Source organism: Actinocorallia sp. API 0066 (genome assembly GCF_020991275.1).
Classification (GTDB): domain Bacteria; phylum Actinomycetota; class Actinomycetes; order Streptosporangiales; family Streptosporangiaceae; genus Actinocorallia.
This window is the reverse complement of the sequence record NZ_JAJLQY010000005.1, coordinates 477622-492964: the sequence shown is the minus strand read 5'-3', so window position 1 is coordinate 492964 and position 15343 is coordinate 477622. Positions and strand designations below refer to the sequence as shown.

Sequence of the window (15343 nt, the reverse complement as noted above, 5' to 3'; positions counted from 1 at the left end):
CGGTACCCGGAACGATCGACCATGCCGTCCCATAAGGGGCTTTCAGCTCATCTGGCGCCACCGTTGCTGAGGAAGAGCGTGACCGTGCCACCCCGCGCGATCTGCGACGACGGCGACGTGTACACGACGGTCCCCTTCGGCAGATGGGAGCGGACGGGTCCGCGTGACACCGCCGTCTTGAACCCGGCACGGTCGAGCGTAGAGACAGCGGCGCCCAACGCCATGCCCCGGGTGTCCGGAAGGGTGACGAGTGGACGGTGCGCGCGGTGCGCCGCCTTCAGACTCGCCGACCAGATCTCCGCCGGGATGCCCGCCCCGTAGACGCCCGTGACGGGGTAACGGAAGCCACCTCGGTAATCCCAGTAGGCGACGGCCGAAGACAGGTTCCCCGAAGTCCCGGCGAAGACGGCGCAGGAGAAGTTCTCACAGGTGCCCGTCTTGCCTGCGGCGTCCTTGGACGGCTTCTCGATGCCGTTCGCCGTCCCGCGCGGGCCGAGGACGCCCCGCATGATGTGGTGGGTGGTGTCGGCCACCCAGGGGGAGACGACCTTGCGGCAGCGCCGCTCAGGCAGGTCGAGCCGCACGGGCCTGCCGTTGGGTCCGGTGGCCTCCAGCACCGAGACGGGCGGGCAGTAGACGCCGTGGTTGGCGATGCCCGCGTAGGCGGCCGAGAGGTGCACCATGTCGATCTCGTTGCTGCCGAGCACCTGCGGAGGCACCTCCTGCAGGGGTGTGCCGTCGCCTCGGGTGATGCCGAACCGCTGCGCCATCTTCACCGACTTGCACAGCCCGACGGCCCGCTGGAGCTGCGCGAAGTAGGTGTTGACCGAGCCCCAGGTGCCGGTGCGCATGGTGAAGCGGCCCGACTGGCTTTCGTGCGAGTTGCGCACCGTCCAGGCGGGCAGCTCTCTTCCCTTACATGTCTTGAAGCCGCGGAGGGTCATCGACCCGGGCGAGGGGAAGGCTGTCCGGACGGGCATGCCGGCGTCGAGCGCGGCGAGCAGCGTGAAGATCTTGAAGGTGGATCCGGCGGAGACGCCGACCCCGCCGCCGTGCGCCGCGTCGGCGGCGAGGCTGAGCGTGGTGCGTCCCTCGCCGGTGCCGAAGCGCTTGGACGTGACGAGCGACTTCAGCCGTCCCGTCCCCACCTCCACGACGGCCTGGGCGGCCACCTTGGCCGAGGAGGCCGACGAGCGCGCGTCCACCGCCTCCTGGACGGCGTGCTGCGCGTGCGGGTCGAAGCTCGTGCGGATGGTGTAGCCGCCGCGCTGGAGCTTCTCCTCCGCCTCCTTGAAGAGCTCCGGCTTGCCCTGCGCGAGCACGCGGACCATCTCGGCGCGCACGTACAGGCAGTAGAAGGGCACGTCGCTCGTGGCGCAGCCGCCCCTTGGCTTCGTCGGGTGCAGCCGGATGCCCTGCGCGACCTGCCGCTTCTCCTCCTGACGGGTGATGACGCCCAGCTCCGCCATTCGCGCAAGGACGACGTCGCGCCTCTCCCGCGCGGCTTTCGGATGCAACAGGGGGTCGTAAGCGAAGGGGTTCTTTGTGAGGCCCGCGAGGAGGGCGGCCTCCGGCAGCGTCAAGGCGGACGCCTGCTTGCTGAAGTACCTCTGCGCCGCCGCCTGCACGCCGTAAGCACCCGCGCCGAAGTACGCGATGTTGAGGTAGCCCTCAAGGATCGCGTCCTTGGACATCGTCTTCTCCAGTTGCAGCGCGTGCCGCAGCTCCCGGAGCTTGCGCATGAACGTAGGGGCGGTGACCTGCTGACGTTCCTTCTGGGTGCGCGCGTTGGCGAGCAGCAGGTTCTTCGCGTACTGCTGGGTGAGGGTGGAGCCGCCCTCACGGGTGCGTCCGGCCTCGGCGTTGCGGGTGAACGCGCGCAGCACAGCCTTGGCGTCCAGGGCGCCGTGCTCGTAGAAGCGGGAGTCCTCGATGGCGATGATGGCCTGGCGCATGACGGGCGACACCTGGTCGAGCCGCACGGGGTCGCGGAACTCGTCGAAGAACGTGGCGATCGGGCGGCCGTCGGAGGCGTACACGACCGACTTCTCCGACGGGTAGCGGGTGATCCGCTCGACGTTCATGTTCCTGAAGTCGTCGGCGGCCTTGCGCGCGCCGAGCCCCGCCGCCCCCGCGACCGGCGCCAGCAGCAGCGCCACGAGCCCGCCCGCCGTCGCGCTCGCCGCCACCAGCCTGCCGAGCGTGCGCGGCACGCCCTCACCCCGATCCCCCGATTCGAGCATGTCGATCAAGGTACCCAAGGAGGACCGCGCTACTCGGCGTCCGCAGCCGGGCGTCCCACGGCGTCGTCAGGCGAACCGAGCACTGTAGCAGTGACTAGTCACCAGGCGCCTCATGGCCCCAGTGGGCTATATCGAGAATGGGCCCTCTGGGGGCTGTTGAATCGCCCCTAGCTTCCGTAAGTTTCTCCCCACGGCTTTTGTTTGGCGGCCTGACGTCCGCGCCCGTCTAGGCCAAGGAGCGCACAACTACACAAGACCCTAGGGGAGTGGGGCCAAGATGTGGATCACGGATTGGACCGCCCGTGCCGCCTGCCGTAACGCGGACCCGGACGCCCTGTTCGTTCAGGGCGCGGCTCAGAACCGGGCCAAGCTCATCTGTCGGGGCTGCCCCGTACGGACCGAGTGCCTGGCCGACGCGTTGGACAACAAGATCGAGTTCGGCGTGTGGGGTGGGATGACCGAGCGCGAACGGCGAGCGCTGCTGCGGCGCAAACCGGGCGTCACGTCGTGGCGCGAGCTGCTTGAGACGGCCAAGGAAGAATACGAGCGCACCTCCGACGATTCGGACGAGCTCGTCGCGAGCTGACGACATCACGCCCGAGGGTCGACCGCGGTCGGCTCTCGGGCCCATCAATACGGACCCGGGTACTTTCTGAAGTACCCGGGTCCGTGATGTCTTAAATGTCGGCTGGAGCTAATGGCCGGATGTGGCCAGCGCCGCGCCGATGACCCGGAGCCCGGCAAGGTCGTGCACGTCCTCGGCCTGGGCCGGAACCGTCGTCACCGGAACCGTCGGGTTCGCCGACGCGAAGTGGTCGCGCAGCCGTTCCTGCCGTCCGACGAGCTGCATCCGCTCGGCGTGCAGCCGCAGCAGCGAGGCGGCCAGCGTGTGGTCGCCGCGCTCGTCGAGCGTCTCGGCCGCGGCGGTGCTGCGCGCCGCCGACAGCGCGTGCGCCGACGACACGGCCATCCGGTTCACCACGAGCCCGGCCAGCGGCATCCGCTCGGAGTTCAGCCTGTCGACGAAGTAGGTGGCCTCGCGCAGCGCGTCCGGTTCGGGCGCCGCGACGACGAGGAACGCCGTGCCCGGCGACTTCAGCAGCTCGTACGTCTTCTCCGCGCGTTCCCTGAACCCGCCGAAGACGGTGTCGAAGGCCGTGACGAACGTCGAGACGTCCTTGAGAAGCTGCCCGCCCAGCACCTTCGTGATGGCGCCGGTGACCAGGCTGAAGCCCGCGGTGAACACCTTCATGCCGAGCCGGCCGCCCGCCTTGGCCGGGGCGAGCAGCAGCCTGATGAACCTGCCGTCCAGGAAGCGGCCCATCCGCTCGGGCGCGTCGAGGAAGTCGAGCGCGTTCCGGGACGGCGGGGTGTCCACGATGATGAGGTCCCACGCCTGCGAGCGGTGTAGCTGGCCGAGCTTCTCCATCGCCATGTACTCCTGTGTGCCGGAGAACGACGAGGAGAGCGACTGGTAGAAGGGGTTCGCAAGGATCTGCTTGGCCCTGTCGGGGTCGGAGTGCGCCTCGATGATCTCGTCGAAGGTGCGCTTCATGTCGAGCATCATCGCGTGCAGCTCGCCCTCGCCGCCGACGCCCTCGATCTTGCGCGGGCTGTTGTCCAGCTCCGAGAGGCCCAGGGACTGCGCGAGGCGGCGCGCCGGGTCCACGGTGAGCACGACGACGTCACGGCCGCGCTCGGCGGCCCGGACGCCCAGGGACGCCGCCGTCGTCGTCTTGCCGACGCCGCCCGCGCCGCAGCACACGATGATGCGGGTGCGCCGGTCGTCGATGAGCGCGTCGATGTCGAGGTTCTTCACGCCGCTCCTTGGTCGCGCAGGGCTCGGGCGAGGTCGTACAGGCCGGCGAGGTCCATGCCGTCGGGCAGGAACGGCAGGTCGTAGCGCGGCCGGTGGGTGATCCGCGCCTTCTCGCGCTGCTCCAGGCGCGTCCTACGGGAGTGTTCGGCGGCTTCCGCCACGAGGGCTTCGGCGAACTCGGAGGCGTGCTGCTCCAAGCCGGACGCCTTAAGGCTGCGCGCTATCTCGTCGACGTCCAGCTCGCCCTTGCCCGCCGCGTCCAGCGCCTCGGGCGGCAGGACCGCGGGACGTTCCATGTTGACGATGACGCCGCCGACGCCGATCCCGGACGCCTCCAGGTCGCGGATGCCGTCGAGGGTCTCCTGGACGGGCATCTCCTCAAGGAGCGTGACGAAGTGGACGCGGGTCTGCGGGGAGCGGATGACGCTCATGACGAGGTCGCCGTGGTTGCGCACGGGGCCGACCTTGGCCAGGTTCGACACCTCGTCGGAGACGTTGAGGAACTTGGTGATCCGGCCGGTCGGGGGCGAGTCCATCACTACGGCGTCGTATTTGAAGTCCTTGCCCTGGCGGCGTCGTACCGACTCGCTCACCTTGCCGGTGAGGATGACGTCGCGTAGGCCGGGCGCGATGGTGGTGACGAAGTCGATCACGCCGAGTTTGGTGAGCGCCTTGCCCGCGCGCCGGAGGTTGTAGAACATCTCCAGGTACTCGATGAGCGCCTCCTCGGTGTCGATGGCCAGGGCGAACACCTCGCCGCCGCCGTGCGCCACCGCGACCTTGCGCTCCTCGTACGGCAGCGGAGGCACGTCGAACAGTTGGGCGACGCCCTGCCTGCCCTCGACCTCGACGAGCAGCACCCGCTTCCCGCCCGAGGCGAGGGCGAGCGCGAGTGCGGCGGCGACCGTGGTCTTGCCGGTGCCGCCCTTGCCGGTGACGATGTGCAGCCGGACGCCGTCCCAATCGGTGTCTTCAACGCTCACGTCTTTGAGGTTATCGTCAGGGTCCCGACGATCATCAGCCCGGCCGTAAGTAATCCCTGACACGGCATCCGGGATCTAGGCTGGAACGCGACGGGCCTCGGTCCCGTCTGATATGCACCCAAACACCGGGAGGTGCACGATGTCCGCACTCATCATCGTCTTCGGGATCCTCCTCTTTTTCCTTCTCGTCGCGGCGGCCACCGGAGTCAGGGTCGTCCAGCAGTACGAGCTGGGCATCGTGTTCCGGTTCGGTCGGCTGCTCGCCAACAGCGTCCGCGGCCCCGGCCTGACGCTGATCATCCCGCTGGTCGACCGGCTGCAGAAGGTCAACATGCAGACGATCGCCATGGGCGTGCCCAGCCAGGACGGCATCACGTCCGACAACGTGACGGTCCAGGTGAACGCCGTCGTCTACTTCCGGGTGATCGACCCGGGCAAGGCGATCGTCAACGTCCAGAACTACGTGTACGCCGTCTCGCAGGTCGCCCAGACGTCGCTGCGGTCGGTGATCGGCAAGGCCGAGATGCAGGAGCTGCTCTCCGAGCGGGACAAGATCAACACCGCGCTCCGGGCGATCATCGAGGAGATGACCGAGGGCCCGTGGGGCGTCCGGATCGAGCGTGTCGAGATCAAGGACGTGTCGCTGCCCGAGGGCATGAAGCGCTCGATGGCCCGCCAGGCCGAGGCCGAGCGTGAGCGCCGCGCCCGGATCATCACCGCGGACGGCGAGTACCAGGCGTCCAAGCGGCTCGCCGCGGCGGCGCACGAGCTGTCCAAGGACCCCGCCTCGCTCCAGCTGCGCCTGCTCCAGACCGTCACCGACGTGGCGGCGGAGAAGAACAGCACGCTGATCATGCCGCTGCCGGTGGAGCTGCTCCGCTTCTTCGACAAGATGACGCCGGACCAGGACGAGCCCGTCACGGCCGCCGCCCCCGTCGAGGAGCCGCCCGCGCTGGAGGCGACCATGCAGGATCTGCCCGACGTGCCCACGGCGCCCGCCGTGGAACCGGTGGCCCGCCCGGACAAGCGGGGGTGACCTCTACGCTTGGTCCATGACCAAGTGGGAGTACGCGACAGCACCTCTGCTGATCCACGCGACGAAGCAGATTCTGGACAACTGGGGCGCCGACGGCTGGGAGCTCGTCCAGGTGATCCCGGGACCGCAGGGCGGCGACACCCTCGTCGCCTACTTCAAGCGGCCCCTGCCGTGAGCGCGGTCGCCCAGCGCCTCGCCGAGCTGGGGCTTGAGCTGCCCGAGGTGGCCAAGCCCCTGGCGGCTTACGTCCCGGCGCTACGGACGGGCTCCTACGTCTACACCTCCGGGCAGCTCCCGTTCGTCAAGGGCGAGCTGCCCGCCACCGGCAAGGTGGGCGCCGAGGTGACGCCGGAGCGGGCCGCCGAGCTGGCGGCGGCGTGCGCGCTGAACGCGGTCGCGGCGCTGGCCTCGCAGGTGAGCCTCGACGACGTCGTGCGCATCGTCAAGGTCGTCGGCTACGTGGCGAGCGCGCCGGACTTCACCGGGCAGCCCGCGGTCGTCAACGGGGCCTCCGAGCTGCTCGGGAAGCTGTTCGGCGAGGCCGGGCGGCACGCGCGCAGCGCGGTCGGCGTCGCGGTGCTGCCGCTGGACGCGCCGGTCGAGCTGGAGCTCGTGGCCGAAGTCAGGTAACCCTTGACTTATCGGTTGCGGTGCGCACAGATTGTCCGGCATGAACGGACTTGAACTTCCGCCTGAGTTCCTGGAGCGCATCCGGGACCTGGAGGCCGGGCGCACGCAGCCGCCGGTCCCGAAGCACGCGGCCACCGTGCTGCTGCTTCGGGACCGGGCCGACGGCCTTGAGGTGTTCCTGCTCAGGCGGGTCTCCTCGATGGCGTTCGCGCCGGGCGCCTACGTGTTCCCCGGCGGCGGTGTGGACGCCCGCGACGCCGAGTACGACCAGCCCGGCACCGACTTCGCCGCCTGGGGCGCCGCGTTCGGCGCCGCCGAGGGCACGGCCCGCGCCCTGGTCTGCGCCGCCGTCAGGGAGACGTTCGAGGAGGCGCACGTCCTGCTCGCCGGGCCGTCGCCGGAGAAGATCGTCGAGGACACCGGGCCGTTCGAGCCCGACCGGCTCGCGCTGCTGGACCGCAGCCACTCCCTCGCGGGCTTCCTGGACGCCAACGGCCTCGTCCTGCGGGCTGACCTGCTGCGCCCCTGGGGGCACTGGATCACGCCGGTGATCGAGAAGCGTAGGTACGACACCCGCTTCTTCGTCGCCGCCCTGCCCGAGGGCCAGCGCGCGCGCGACGTGTCCACCGAGGCGGACACCGTGGAATGGGTGCGCCCCGCCGACGCGTTGGAGCGCGCCGTCCGGGGCGAGATCTTCATGCTGCCGCCGACGATCGCGATGCTGCAGAGCCTGACAGCGCATCCGACCGTCGCCGACGTGCTGGCCGCCGAGCACACGTTCACGGTGCACGAGCCCGCCGCGAAGATCATCGACGGGGTTCCGTATCTTGTCCTTCCAGATGAGGCTTCGCACCACTATGGGGCGTAATGGGGATTTCCCGGAGTGAGCTGGCAACGGTACGGCGGTTCCTCGCCGAACCGAAGGCGGGGCTGGCCCTGCTCGGATCGCGCGGCGGCGTCTTCGGCCGCCTCGCCGCGCGCGGCCTGCCCGACGTGTCCATCGGCGCGACGGAACGGGCGGTGCCCGTCCTCGCCGTCAACCCCTCGCCGATGACGCTCACCGGCACCAACACCTGGATCGTCGCCGAACCGGGGGCGCGCCGGGCCGTCGTCGTCGACCCCGGGCCGAACGACGGGCGGCACCTGCGGGCGGTCCTGGCGGCCGTCCGCGCGCGGGGCATGGAGGTCGGGCAGATCCTGCTGACGCACGGCCACCACGACCACGCGGCCGGCGCCAAGCGGTTCGCCCGGATGAGTGGGGCGCCCGTGCGGGCCCTCGACCCCCGGCACCGGCACGGCGGCGAGGGGCTGGCCGAGGGCGACGTGATAGCCCTGGACGGCCTTGAGCTGCGCGTGTGGGGCACGCCGGGCCACACCGGGGACTCACTGTCGTTCTGGCTCCCCGCGGACGGCTCCGTGCTCACCGGGGACACCGTGCTGGGCTACGGCACGACGATCGTCTCCGACCTCGGCGACTACCTGGAGTCGCTGGAACGGATGCGGGACCACGCCGCCGAGAACGGGATCGACAGGATCCTGCCGGGGCACGGGCCGATCCTCGCCGAGCCCGTCAAGGCGCTCGACACCTACCTCGGCCACCGCAGGGCGCGCCTGGAGCAGGTGCGCGCCGCGCTGGAGGCCGGCGCGTCCACCGCCCGAGAGGTCGTGGAGAGCGTCTACGCGGACGTGGACAGGAAGCTCTGGCCCGCCGCGGAGTGGTCCGTGCAGGCTCAGATGGACTATCTCGCGTCCGGCCGCTGACCCGGGGGGCGCGGCCGGACGGTCACTTGGAGCGCTTGCGCAGCCGCTCGATGTCCAGGATGACCACCGCGCGCGCCTCGATCCGCAGCCAGCCGCGCGCCGCGAAGTCGGCGAGCGCCTTGTTGACGGTCTCCCGCGAGGCGCCGACCAGCTGGGCCAGCTCCTCCTGGGTGAGGTCGTGGTGGACGTGCAGGCCGCCGTCCGTGGGTTGGCCGAACCGCTCGGCCAGGTCCAGCAGGGCCTTGGCGACCCGCCCGGGGACGTCGGTGAAGACCAGGTCGGCCATCACCTCGTTGGTCCGGCGCAGCCGCTCCGACAGGGCCTGGAGCAGCGAGATCCCGACCTCCGGGTGGGCGGTCAGGAACGGGCGCAGCTCGTCGTGGCCGAGGCCGGCCAGGCGGCACTCGGTGACGGCGATCGCGCCGGCCGTCCGGGGCCGGGGGTCGAACAGGGACAGCTCGCCGAACATCTCGCCGGGGCCCAGCACGCTGAGCAGGTTCTCCCGGCCGTCGGGGGCCATCCGGGTGAGCTTGATCTTGCCGTCGAGCACCACGTAGAGGCGGTCGCCGGTGTCCCCTTCGTGGAACAGGCTCTGGCCGCGGGCCAGGCGCACCTCGCTGACGTGGGCGCGCAGCGCCTTGGCGCCCGCGTCGTCCAGCGCCTGGAAGAGCGGGGCTTTGCTGAGTACTTCGATGTCGCGGTCCGACACGCCTTCTCCTCCCGAACACGCACTTGTATGCCCAGTGTGACGCACCTCGCACCGAGCGGGTGAACGTGGGGTCTTGGCGCGTCCGAGTCCTGACTTTACCGATCCACCAGACGAACGTGACGCCGGTGTCCCGGGCAACAGCTTACTCTCAGGTAACTTCAATACACGTCACGTACGTACCTTTTGTCACTGGCGAGTTTCTTGACATAGCGGTCGGCCGCCTCGTCGGTGAGGCCACCGTGCAGGACGGCGATCTTGCGCAGCGTCACGTCCACGTCCTTGGCCATCCGGCGGGCGTCTCCGCAGACGTAGAAGTGGGCCCCCTCCTCAAGCCAGGCCCACAGCTTCGCCCCGTGCTCGCGCATCCTGTCCTGGACGTACACCTTCGCCCGCTGGTCCCGGGAGAAGGCGAGGTCGAGACGGGTGAGGAACCCGTCGCCGTGCATGGCCAGGAGGTCGTCCCGGTAGTAGAAGTCGGTGGCCCGCCTCTGCTCGCCGAAGAAGAGCCAGTTCCTACCCGACGCGCCCCTGGCCCGCCGCTCGTCCAGGAAGCCCAGGAACGGGGCGACGCCGGTGCCGGGCCCGACCATGATCATCGGGGCGTTCGGGTCGGCCGGAGGTTTGAAGTGCGCCGAGCGCTGGACGCTCACAGGCACCTCGGTGCCCAACGGGCTGTCCGCGAGGAACGTCGAGGCGACGCCCTTACGGAACCTGCCCTGCGGGTTCTCGAACCGGACCACCGAGACCGTCAGACGGATCTCCCCGGGGTGGGCTGAGGGGCTAGAGGAGATCGAGTAGCTACGTGGGGTGAGTGGGCGGAGGATCGAGAGCCACTCGTCCTGGGCGGCGTCCACCGGGAACTCGGCGATGACGTCCACGGCCTGGCGGCCCCAGGACCACTGGGCGAGCTCGTTCTCGTTGCCGGGGCGGAGCAGCTTCTTGAGGAGCCTGTCTCCCGTGCGGTCGCACAGGAAGCGCAGCAGGGCCGGAGTGATCTTCGTGAGGTCGCGCCCGGCGATGTCGGCGTCGTCAGGGAGGCCTGTCGCCTTGCGCCACTCCTCGACCAGGTCGGGGCAGTTGGACGGACGGACCGTCAGGGCGTCGCCCGCCTCGTAGGCGAGATCGGTGCCTGAGATGTCGAAGGTGAACTCCCTGACCTCCTTCTCCGCGCCTGGGAGGCTGAGGAGGACGTTGCCCTTGAGGAACGACGTCACAGGGGCGTTCTTCTTGGGGGCCGTGCTGACGGCGGGCTTGGGGGCCTCCGGCGGGGGGAGATCCCCCGACAGGGCCCTGACGACCTCCTCCAGCCACCTCGTGGCGGCGGGCTCGTAGTCGGGCTCACAGTCCACGCGGGGCGCGAGCCGGACGCCGCCCAGCTCGCCGAGCCGGTCGTCCATCCGGCGTCCGTGGCCGCAGAAGTCGTCGTAGCTGGAGTCGCCGAAAGCAAGGACGGAGTAGCGGACGCCGTCCAGGCGCGGCGCCTCGGGCGCGGAGAGCGAGGACCAGAAGCCGGTGCCGTTGTCGGGGGCGTCGCCGTCGCCGAACGTGCTGGTGACGACGAGGATCTCGGAGACGGCGCGCAGCGCTTCCGGCGTCGTCTCGTCCATGTTGACCAGCGGCGCGGTGAGGCCCTTCGCGGCGAGCCGGGCGGCGACGGCGGCGGCGAACTCCTCCGCGTTGCCCGTCTGCGAGGCCCACAGGACCATGACGGTCCTGGCGGGCGCCGCCGGGGGCGCGGTGTCCCCACGGCTGTAGAGGCCCGCCAGCATGCCGTTGATCCACATCGCGTCGTCCGGGGCCAGCGGGGCGCCGGCGGGCAGCACGGGGACCTCGCCGGGCGCGGGCGGGGTGACCTTCAGCGCGGCGAGGAAACCGCTGAGGTAGCGGCGGCCCGACTCGGCGAGCACCGGGGGCGGCGGCAGCGGGGCCCCGAAAATGTCGGAGGCGGCACCTACGGTGGGAGACGGTTCGAGCACGGTGTGCGCGGCGGCGGTCGGCGCCGGCGCGGCGGCGGGCGCGGGCGCGGCCACCCGGGTGAGGGCGACGGCGCACACCTTGAACTCGGGCTGGAAGGAGAGCGGGTCCACCGCGTCGCTGGTGACGGCGTTGACGCTGCGGTACTCGCCGAACAGGTCGTTCCAGTGGAAGGGGGCGAAGCCGCAGCCGGGCAGCACCCGGTCGGTCACCACGGCGGGCAGCACCGCGCGGCCGCGCCGGGAGGCCACCTCCACCTCGTCGCCCTCGGCGATCCCGAGGGAGGCGGCGTCGTCGGGGTGGATCTCGACGAACGGGCCGGGGTTGAGCTTGTTCAGCTTGGCGACCTTGCCGGTCTTGGTGAGCGTGTGCCACTGGTGCTGGACGCGGCCGGTGTTGAGCGTGAACGGGTAGTCGTCGTCGGGCAGTTCGGCCGGGTCGGCGTGGGGCCGTGGGTAGAACACGGCCTTGCCGCTCGGCGTGGGGAAGAGGGGGGTTCCGGTGGAGAGATAGCGGATCGGGTTGCGGTCGTCGCCGTCGGGGTCGGCGGCGGGCCACTGCACCGACGTCGCGCGCAGCCTGTTGTAGGTGACGCCGCGCAGGTCCCAGCCGGTGACGGGGTTGTGGAAGCGTTTGAGCTCCTCGAACACCTCCTCGGCGCTGGCGTAGGTGAACGCGTCGGCGAAGCCCATCTCGCAGGCGACACGGGCGATGATCTCCCAGTCCGGCAGGGCCTGTCCTGGCGGGTCGAGCGCCTTGCCCGTCAGGGTCAGGTTCCGCTCGGAGTTGATCATCACGCCCTCGCCCTCGGTCCACAGGGCGGCGGGCAGCACGAGGTCGGCGTAGGCGTTGGTCTCGGTCTCGGCGAACGCGTCCTGCGCGACGACGAACTCGGCGGCCTCAAGGCCCGCGATGACGGTCCTGCGGTTGGCCACCGACGCGACGGGGTTGGTGCAGATGATCCAGCACGCCTTGATCGCGCCCTCGGCCATGCGCTCGAACATCTCGACGGTGCCCTTGCCGACCACGGGGCTGACCGACCCCTCGGGCAGCCCCCACACCTCCTCGGCGAAACGCCGGTCGGCCTCGGCGAGCACCACACGCTGGCCGGGCAGGCCGGGGCCCATGTAGCCCATCTCGCGGCCGCCCATCGCGTTGGGCTGGCCGGTGAGCGAGAACGGGCCGCAGCCGGGCTTGAGGATCGTGCCCGTCGCCAGGTGCAGGTTCACCAGCGCGTTGGTGTTCCAGGTGCCGTGCGTCGACTGGTTGAGCCCCATCGTCCAGCACGACATCCAGCGCGGCGCGTCCAGGATCAGCTTGGCCGCGTCCCGGATGTCGCCCTCGGCGAGGCCGGTGAGGCGCGCCACGGTGGCCGGGTCGTAGTCGGCGAGGAACTCCGGCATGCCGTCCCAGCCCTGGGTGTAGGCGGCGACGAACTCCTCGTCCACACCGCCCGCCTCGACGATCAGGTGCAGCAGGCCGTTGAGCAGCGCCAGGTCGGCGCCCGGTTTGATCTGGAGGTAGAGGTCGGCCTTGGCGGCCGTCGCGGTGCGCCGGGGGTCCACCACGATGAGCTTCGCGCCCGCCTTCACCCGCTCCATCATCCGCAGATAGAGGATCGGGTGGCAGTCGGCCATGTTCGAGCCGATCACCAGGAACAGGTCGGCGTGCTCGAAGTCGGTGTAGGAGCCGGGCGGGCCGTCCGCGCCGAGCGAGAGCTTGTAGCCCGTGCCCGCGCTCGCCATGCACAGCCGCGAGTTCGACTCGATCTGGTTGGTGCCGACGAACCCCTTGGCGAGCTTGGTGGCCAGGTACTGCGCCTCCAGGGACATCTGCCCGGAGACGTAGAAGGCCAGGGCGTCGGGCCCGTGCTCGTCCAGGAGGGCGCGTAGGCGGCGGGCCGTCTCGGAGATCGCCGCGTCCGCGTCCATCGCCTGTGGACCACCGTCGGTGTGCCGCAGGGCGGTGGTGAGCCTGCCCGGGGCGGCGAGCATGTCGGCCGTCGTCGCCCCCTTGGTGCACAGGCGGCCGAAGTTGGCGGGGTGCGTCTTGTCCCCGGAGGCGCGGACGACCTTGCCGCCCGTGATCTCCAGGACCATGCCGCATCCGACGCCGCAGTACGCGCAGACCGTCTTCACACTGGTAGGACTCACCCGAAAACGGTATGAAGTGCTCGTTACCGGAATGTCACATTGGCCGGTAACGACGCGTTACGTCCCTCACACACCGCACAGGAACGCACTGTGAGGTCACGCAGGGTAAGCGTGCGTCTCGGTCGCCTTCACCGCTGCCCAGACCGTGCTCCCCGGCCGCAGGGCCAGATCGGCGACGGCGGCGGGGGTGATGTCGGCGGCGGCGGCGAACGGTCCCGTCAGATGGACCCGGACGGACGTCCCATGCCGCTCCACCCCTTCGACCGTCGCCTTCCACAGGTTCCTCGGGCTGCCGTCGGGGCGTTCCCGGTACAGGGCGACGGCGCTCGGGGCGAAGGCGACGAACACAGGGCCGTGGAGGGGCTCGGCGACGGAGAGTCGGGTGCCTTCGACGTCCACGAGAACGCCGTCGGCCGTGCCCCGGTGGAGGTTGAGGCCGACGAGCCGGGCCACGTAGTCCGTCCGGGGGCGGTGGGCGATCTCCGTGGGCGTCCCCTCCTGGACGATCCTGCCGTCCTCGATGACGATCAGCCTGTCGGCGAGGACCATCGCGTCCAGCGCGTCATGGGTGACCAGCACCGCGACGCCCCCGAAGGCCGCCAGATGGCCGCGCAGGCCCGCGCGGATCTCCAGCCGGGTGTGCGCGTCCAGGGCGGCCAGCGGCTCGTCCAGGAGCAGCAGGGCCGGTTCCACGGCGAGCGCGCGGGCGAGCGCCACCCGCTGGGCCTGGCCACCGGACAGTTCGCCCGGTTTGGCCTTCTCGTACCCGGTGAGGCCGACGCGGGCGATCAACTCCTGGGCGCGCTTCCTTGCCTGGGCCGCTTTGACGCCCCTGCTACGAGGGCCGAAGGCGACGTTCTCCAGGACGCTCAGGTGAGGGAACAGGAGGTAGTCCTGGAAGACCATCCCGACAGGCCGCTTCTCCACCGGCACCTTGTCGAGGGGCCGTCCCTGGAGGGTGATCCCCCCGCCGTCAAGAGGGACGAGCCCGGCCAGCGCGCGCAGGGCCGTCGTCTTGCCTGCGCCGTTGGGGCCGAGCAGCGCGACCACCTCGCCGCCCGCGACGTCCAGGGCGAGGTCGAGCCGGAACGCGCCGCGCCGCACGTCGAGCCGGGCGCTGAGGCCGCTCACGGGATCCACCTGTCGCGCAGCGCCGTCAGGATCGCCACGGAGACCGCGAGGAGCACGAGGCTCAGCACGATCGCCGCCTCCGGGTCCGTCTCCAGCGCCAGATAGACGGCGAGCGGCATCGTCTGGGTCTCGCCGGGGAAGTTCCCGGCGAACGTGATCGTCGCGCCGAACTCGCCGAGCGCGCGCGACCAGCACAGCACCCCGCCCGCCAGCACACCCGGCGCGATCAGCGGCAGCGTGACCCGGCGGAACACCGTCCAGCGGGACGCGCCGAGCGTCGCCGCCGCCTCCTCGAACCGCGGATCGGCGGCCCGCAACGCCCCCTCGACGGTGATCACGAGGAACGGAAGCGCCACAAAAGCCTCGGCGATGACGACGGCGGCCGTCGTGAACGGCAGCGTGATGCCGAACGCGGCGTCCAGGTGCCTGCCAACGAGCCCGTTGCGGCCCAACACCAGCAGCAGCGCCACACCACCGACGACGGGCGGCAGCACCATCGGCACCGTCACCAGCGACCGGACGAGGCGCCGCCCGCGAAAGCGCGTCCGCGCCAGCACCCACGCGAGCGGCACCCCGAGCACAAGGCAGACGGCGGTGGCGAGGGTCGCGCTGACCAGTGACAGCCGCAGCGCCTCCAACACCGCCGGTTCCGCCAGCCGCTGCGGCAGCGTCCGCCACGGCGCCCGCACCAGCAGCCCCACCAGCGGCAGCACAAGAAACGCCAACCCCACCGCCGCCGGAACCGCCAACATCCACGGCGCCCCACGCCCCGCCCTCACACCCCCACCTCCCGTCCCTTCCTCACAAGCCTGCCAAGACCGCCAAGACCGCCCGAGCCGGGGACCCCGTCAGCCGACGACGCCCCCGGCAACCCGCTGACTTCCCGTCGATCGCCTATAGGCGT

Annotated in this window: 13 protein-coding genes; 6 read left to right on the top strand and 7 right to left on the bottom strand. The window is 70.8% G+C overall.

Annotated elements, in window-relative coordinates; genetic code table 11:
• Positions 1-47: 47 nt before the first annotated feature.
• Positions 48-2243, bottom strand: a complete 2196-nt coding sequence (locus LO762_RS15855; protein ID WP_230615792.1) for a transglycosylase domain-containing protein — start codon at positions 2241-2243, stop codon at positions 48-50.
• Positions 2244-2520: 277 nt separating this feature from the next.
• On the opposite strand from LO762_RS15855, the gene LO762_RS15850 reads away from it, so the two are divergent.
• Complete coding sequence (locus LO762_RS15850) at positions 2521-2829, top strand: WhiB family transcriptional regulator (protein ID WP_123669798.1); 309 nt, start codon at positions 2521-2523, stop codon at positions 2827-2829.
• A gap of 108 nt (positions 2830-2937) precedes the next feature.
• On the opposite strand, the gene LO762_RS15845 is transcribed toward LO762_RS15850, so the two are convergent.
• Together LO762_RS15845 and LO762_RS15840 are read right to left on the bottom strand one after the other, a co-directional pair.
• Positions 2938-4062 carry an ArsA family ATPase gene (locus LO762_RS15845; RefSeq protein WP_230615790.1) on the bottom strand — a complete coding sequence of 375 codons (1125 nt, stop codon included), beginning with the start codon at positions 4060-4062 and terminating at the stop codon, positions 2938-2940.
• Positions 4059-5045 carry an ArsA-related P-loop ATPase gene (locus LO762_RS15840; RefSeq protein WP_230615788.1) on the bottom strand — a complete coding sequence of 329 codons (987 nt, stop codon included), beginning with the start codon at positions 5043-5045 and terminating at the stop codon, positions 4059-4061. Before LO762_RS15840 ends, LO762_RS15845 begins: the two co-directional genes overlap by 4 nt.
• A 139-nt stretch (positions 5046-5184) precedes the next feature.
• Between LO762_RS15840 and LO762_RS15835 the strand changes: the two genes are divergently transcribed.
• Genes LO762_RS15835 through LO762_RS15815 form a run of 5 tightly spaced genes read left to right on the top strand, consistent with a single transcriptional unit; the run spans position 5185 to position 8472 of the window.
• The gene (locus LO762_RS15835; protein ID WP_230615786.1) at positions 5185-6081 is read left to right on the top strand and encodes a slipin family protein; all 897 of its coding nucleotides are present in this window, start codon (positions 5185-5187) and stop codon (positions 6079-6081) included.
• Between the two features lie 16 nt (positions 6082-6097).
• Positions 6098-6256: a DUF4177 domain-containing protein gene (locus LO762_RS15830; protein WP_123669802.1), complete on the top strand. Its 159-nt coding sequence runs from the start codon at positions 6098-6100 to the stop codon at positions 6254-6256.
• Positions 6253-6711, top strand: coding sequence for a RidA family protein (locus LO762_RS15825; RefSeq protein ID WP_230615784.1), 459 nt, complete (start codon positions 6253-6255; stop codon positions 6709-6711). The genes LO762_RS15830 and LO762_RS15825 overlap by 4 nt, the downstream gene beginning before the upstream one ends.
• A gap of 40 nt (positions 6712-6751) precedes the next feature.
• Positions 6752-7579, top strand: a complete 828-nt coding sequence (locus LO762_RS15820) for an NUDIX domain-containing protein (protein ID WP_230615782.1) — start codon at positions 6752-6754, stop codon at positions 7577-7579.
• On the top strand, positions 7579-8472 hold the full coding sequence (locus LO762_RS15815; protein ID WP_230615780.1) for an MBL fold metallo-hydrolase: 894 nt from the start codon (positions 7579-7581) through the stop codon (positions 8470-8472). The genes LO762_RS15820 and LO762_RS15815 overlap by 1 nt, the downstream gene beginning before the upstream one ends.
• Positions 8473-8494: 22 nt before the next feature.
• On the opposite strand, the gene LO762_RS15810 is transcribed toward LO762_RS15815, so the two are convergent.
• The 4 genes from LO762_RS15810 to modB all read right to left on the bottom strand — a co-directional run bounded on the left by LO762_RS15810 (position 8495) and on the right by modB (position 15191).
• Positions 8495-9181: a Crp/Fnr family transcriptional regulator gene (locus tag LO762_RS15810; protein WP_230615778.1), complete on the bottom strand. Its 687-nt coding sequence runs from the start codon at positions 9179-9181 to the stop codon at positions 8495-8497.
• A 158-nt stretch (positions 9182-9339) separates the two neighbouring features.
• Complete coding sequence (locus LO762_RS15805; RefSeq protein ID WP_230615775.1) at positions 9340-13308, bottom strand: bifunctional nitrate reductase/sulfite reductase flavoprotein subunit alpha; 3969 nt, start codon at positions 13306-13308, stop codon at positions 9340-9342.
• Between the two features lie 96 nt (positions 13309-13404).
• Entirely contained in the window at positions 13405-14448 is a 1044-nt protein-coding gene (locus tag LO762_RS15800; protein ID WP_230615773.1) for an ABC transporter ATP-binding protein, read from the bottom strand.
• A complete protein-coding gene (gene modB / locus LO762_RS15795; RefSeq protein WP_230615771.1) occupies positions 14436-15191 on the bottom strand; it encodes a molybdate ABC transporter permease subunit in 756 nt (251 codons plus the stop codon). Before modB ends, LO762_RS15800 begins: the two co-directional genes overlap by 13 nt.
• Between the last annotated feature and the right edge of the window lie 152 nt (positions 15192-15343).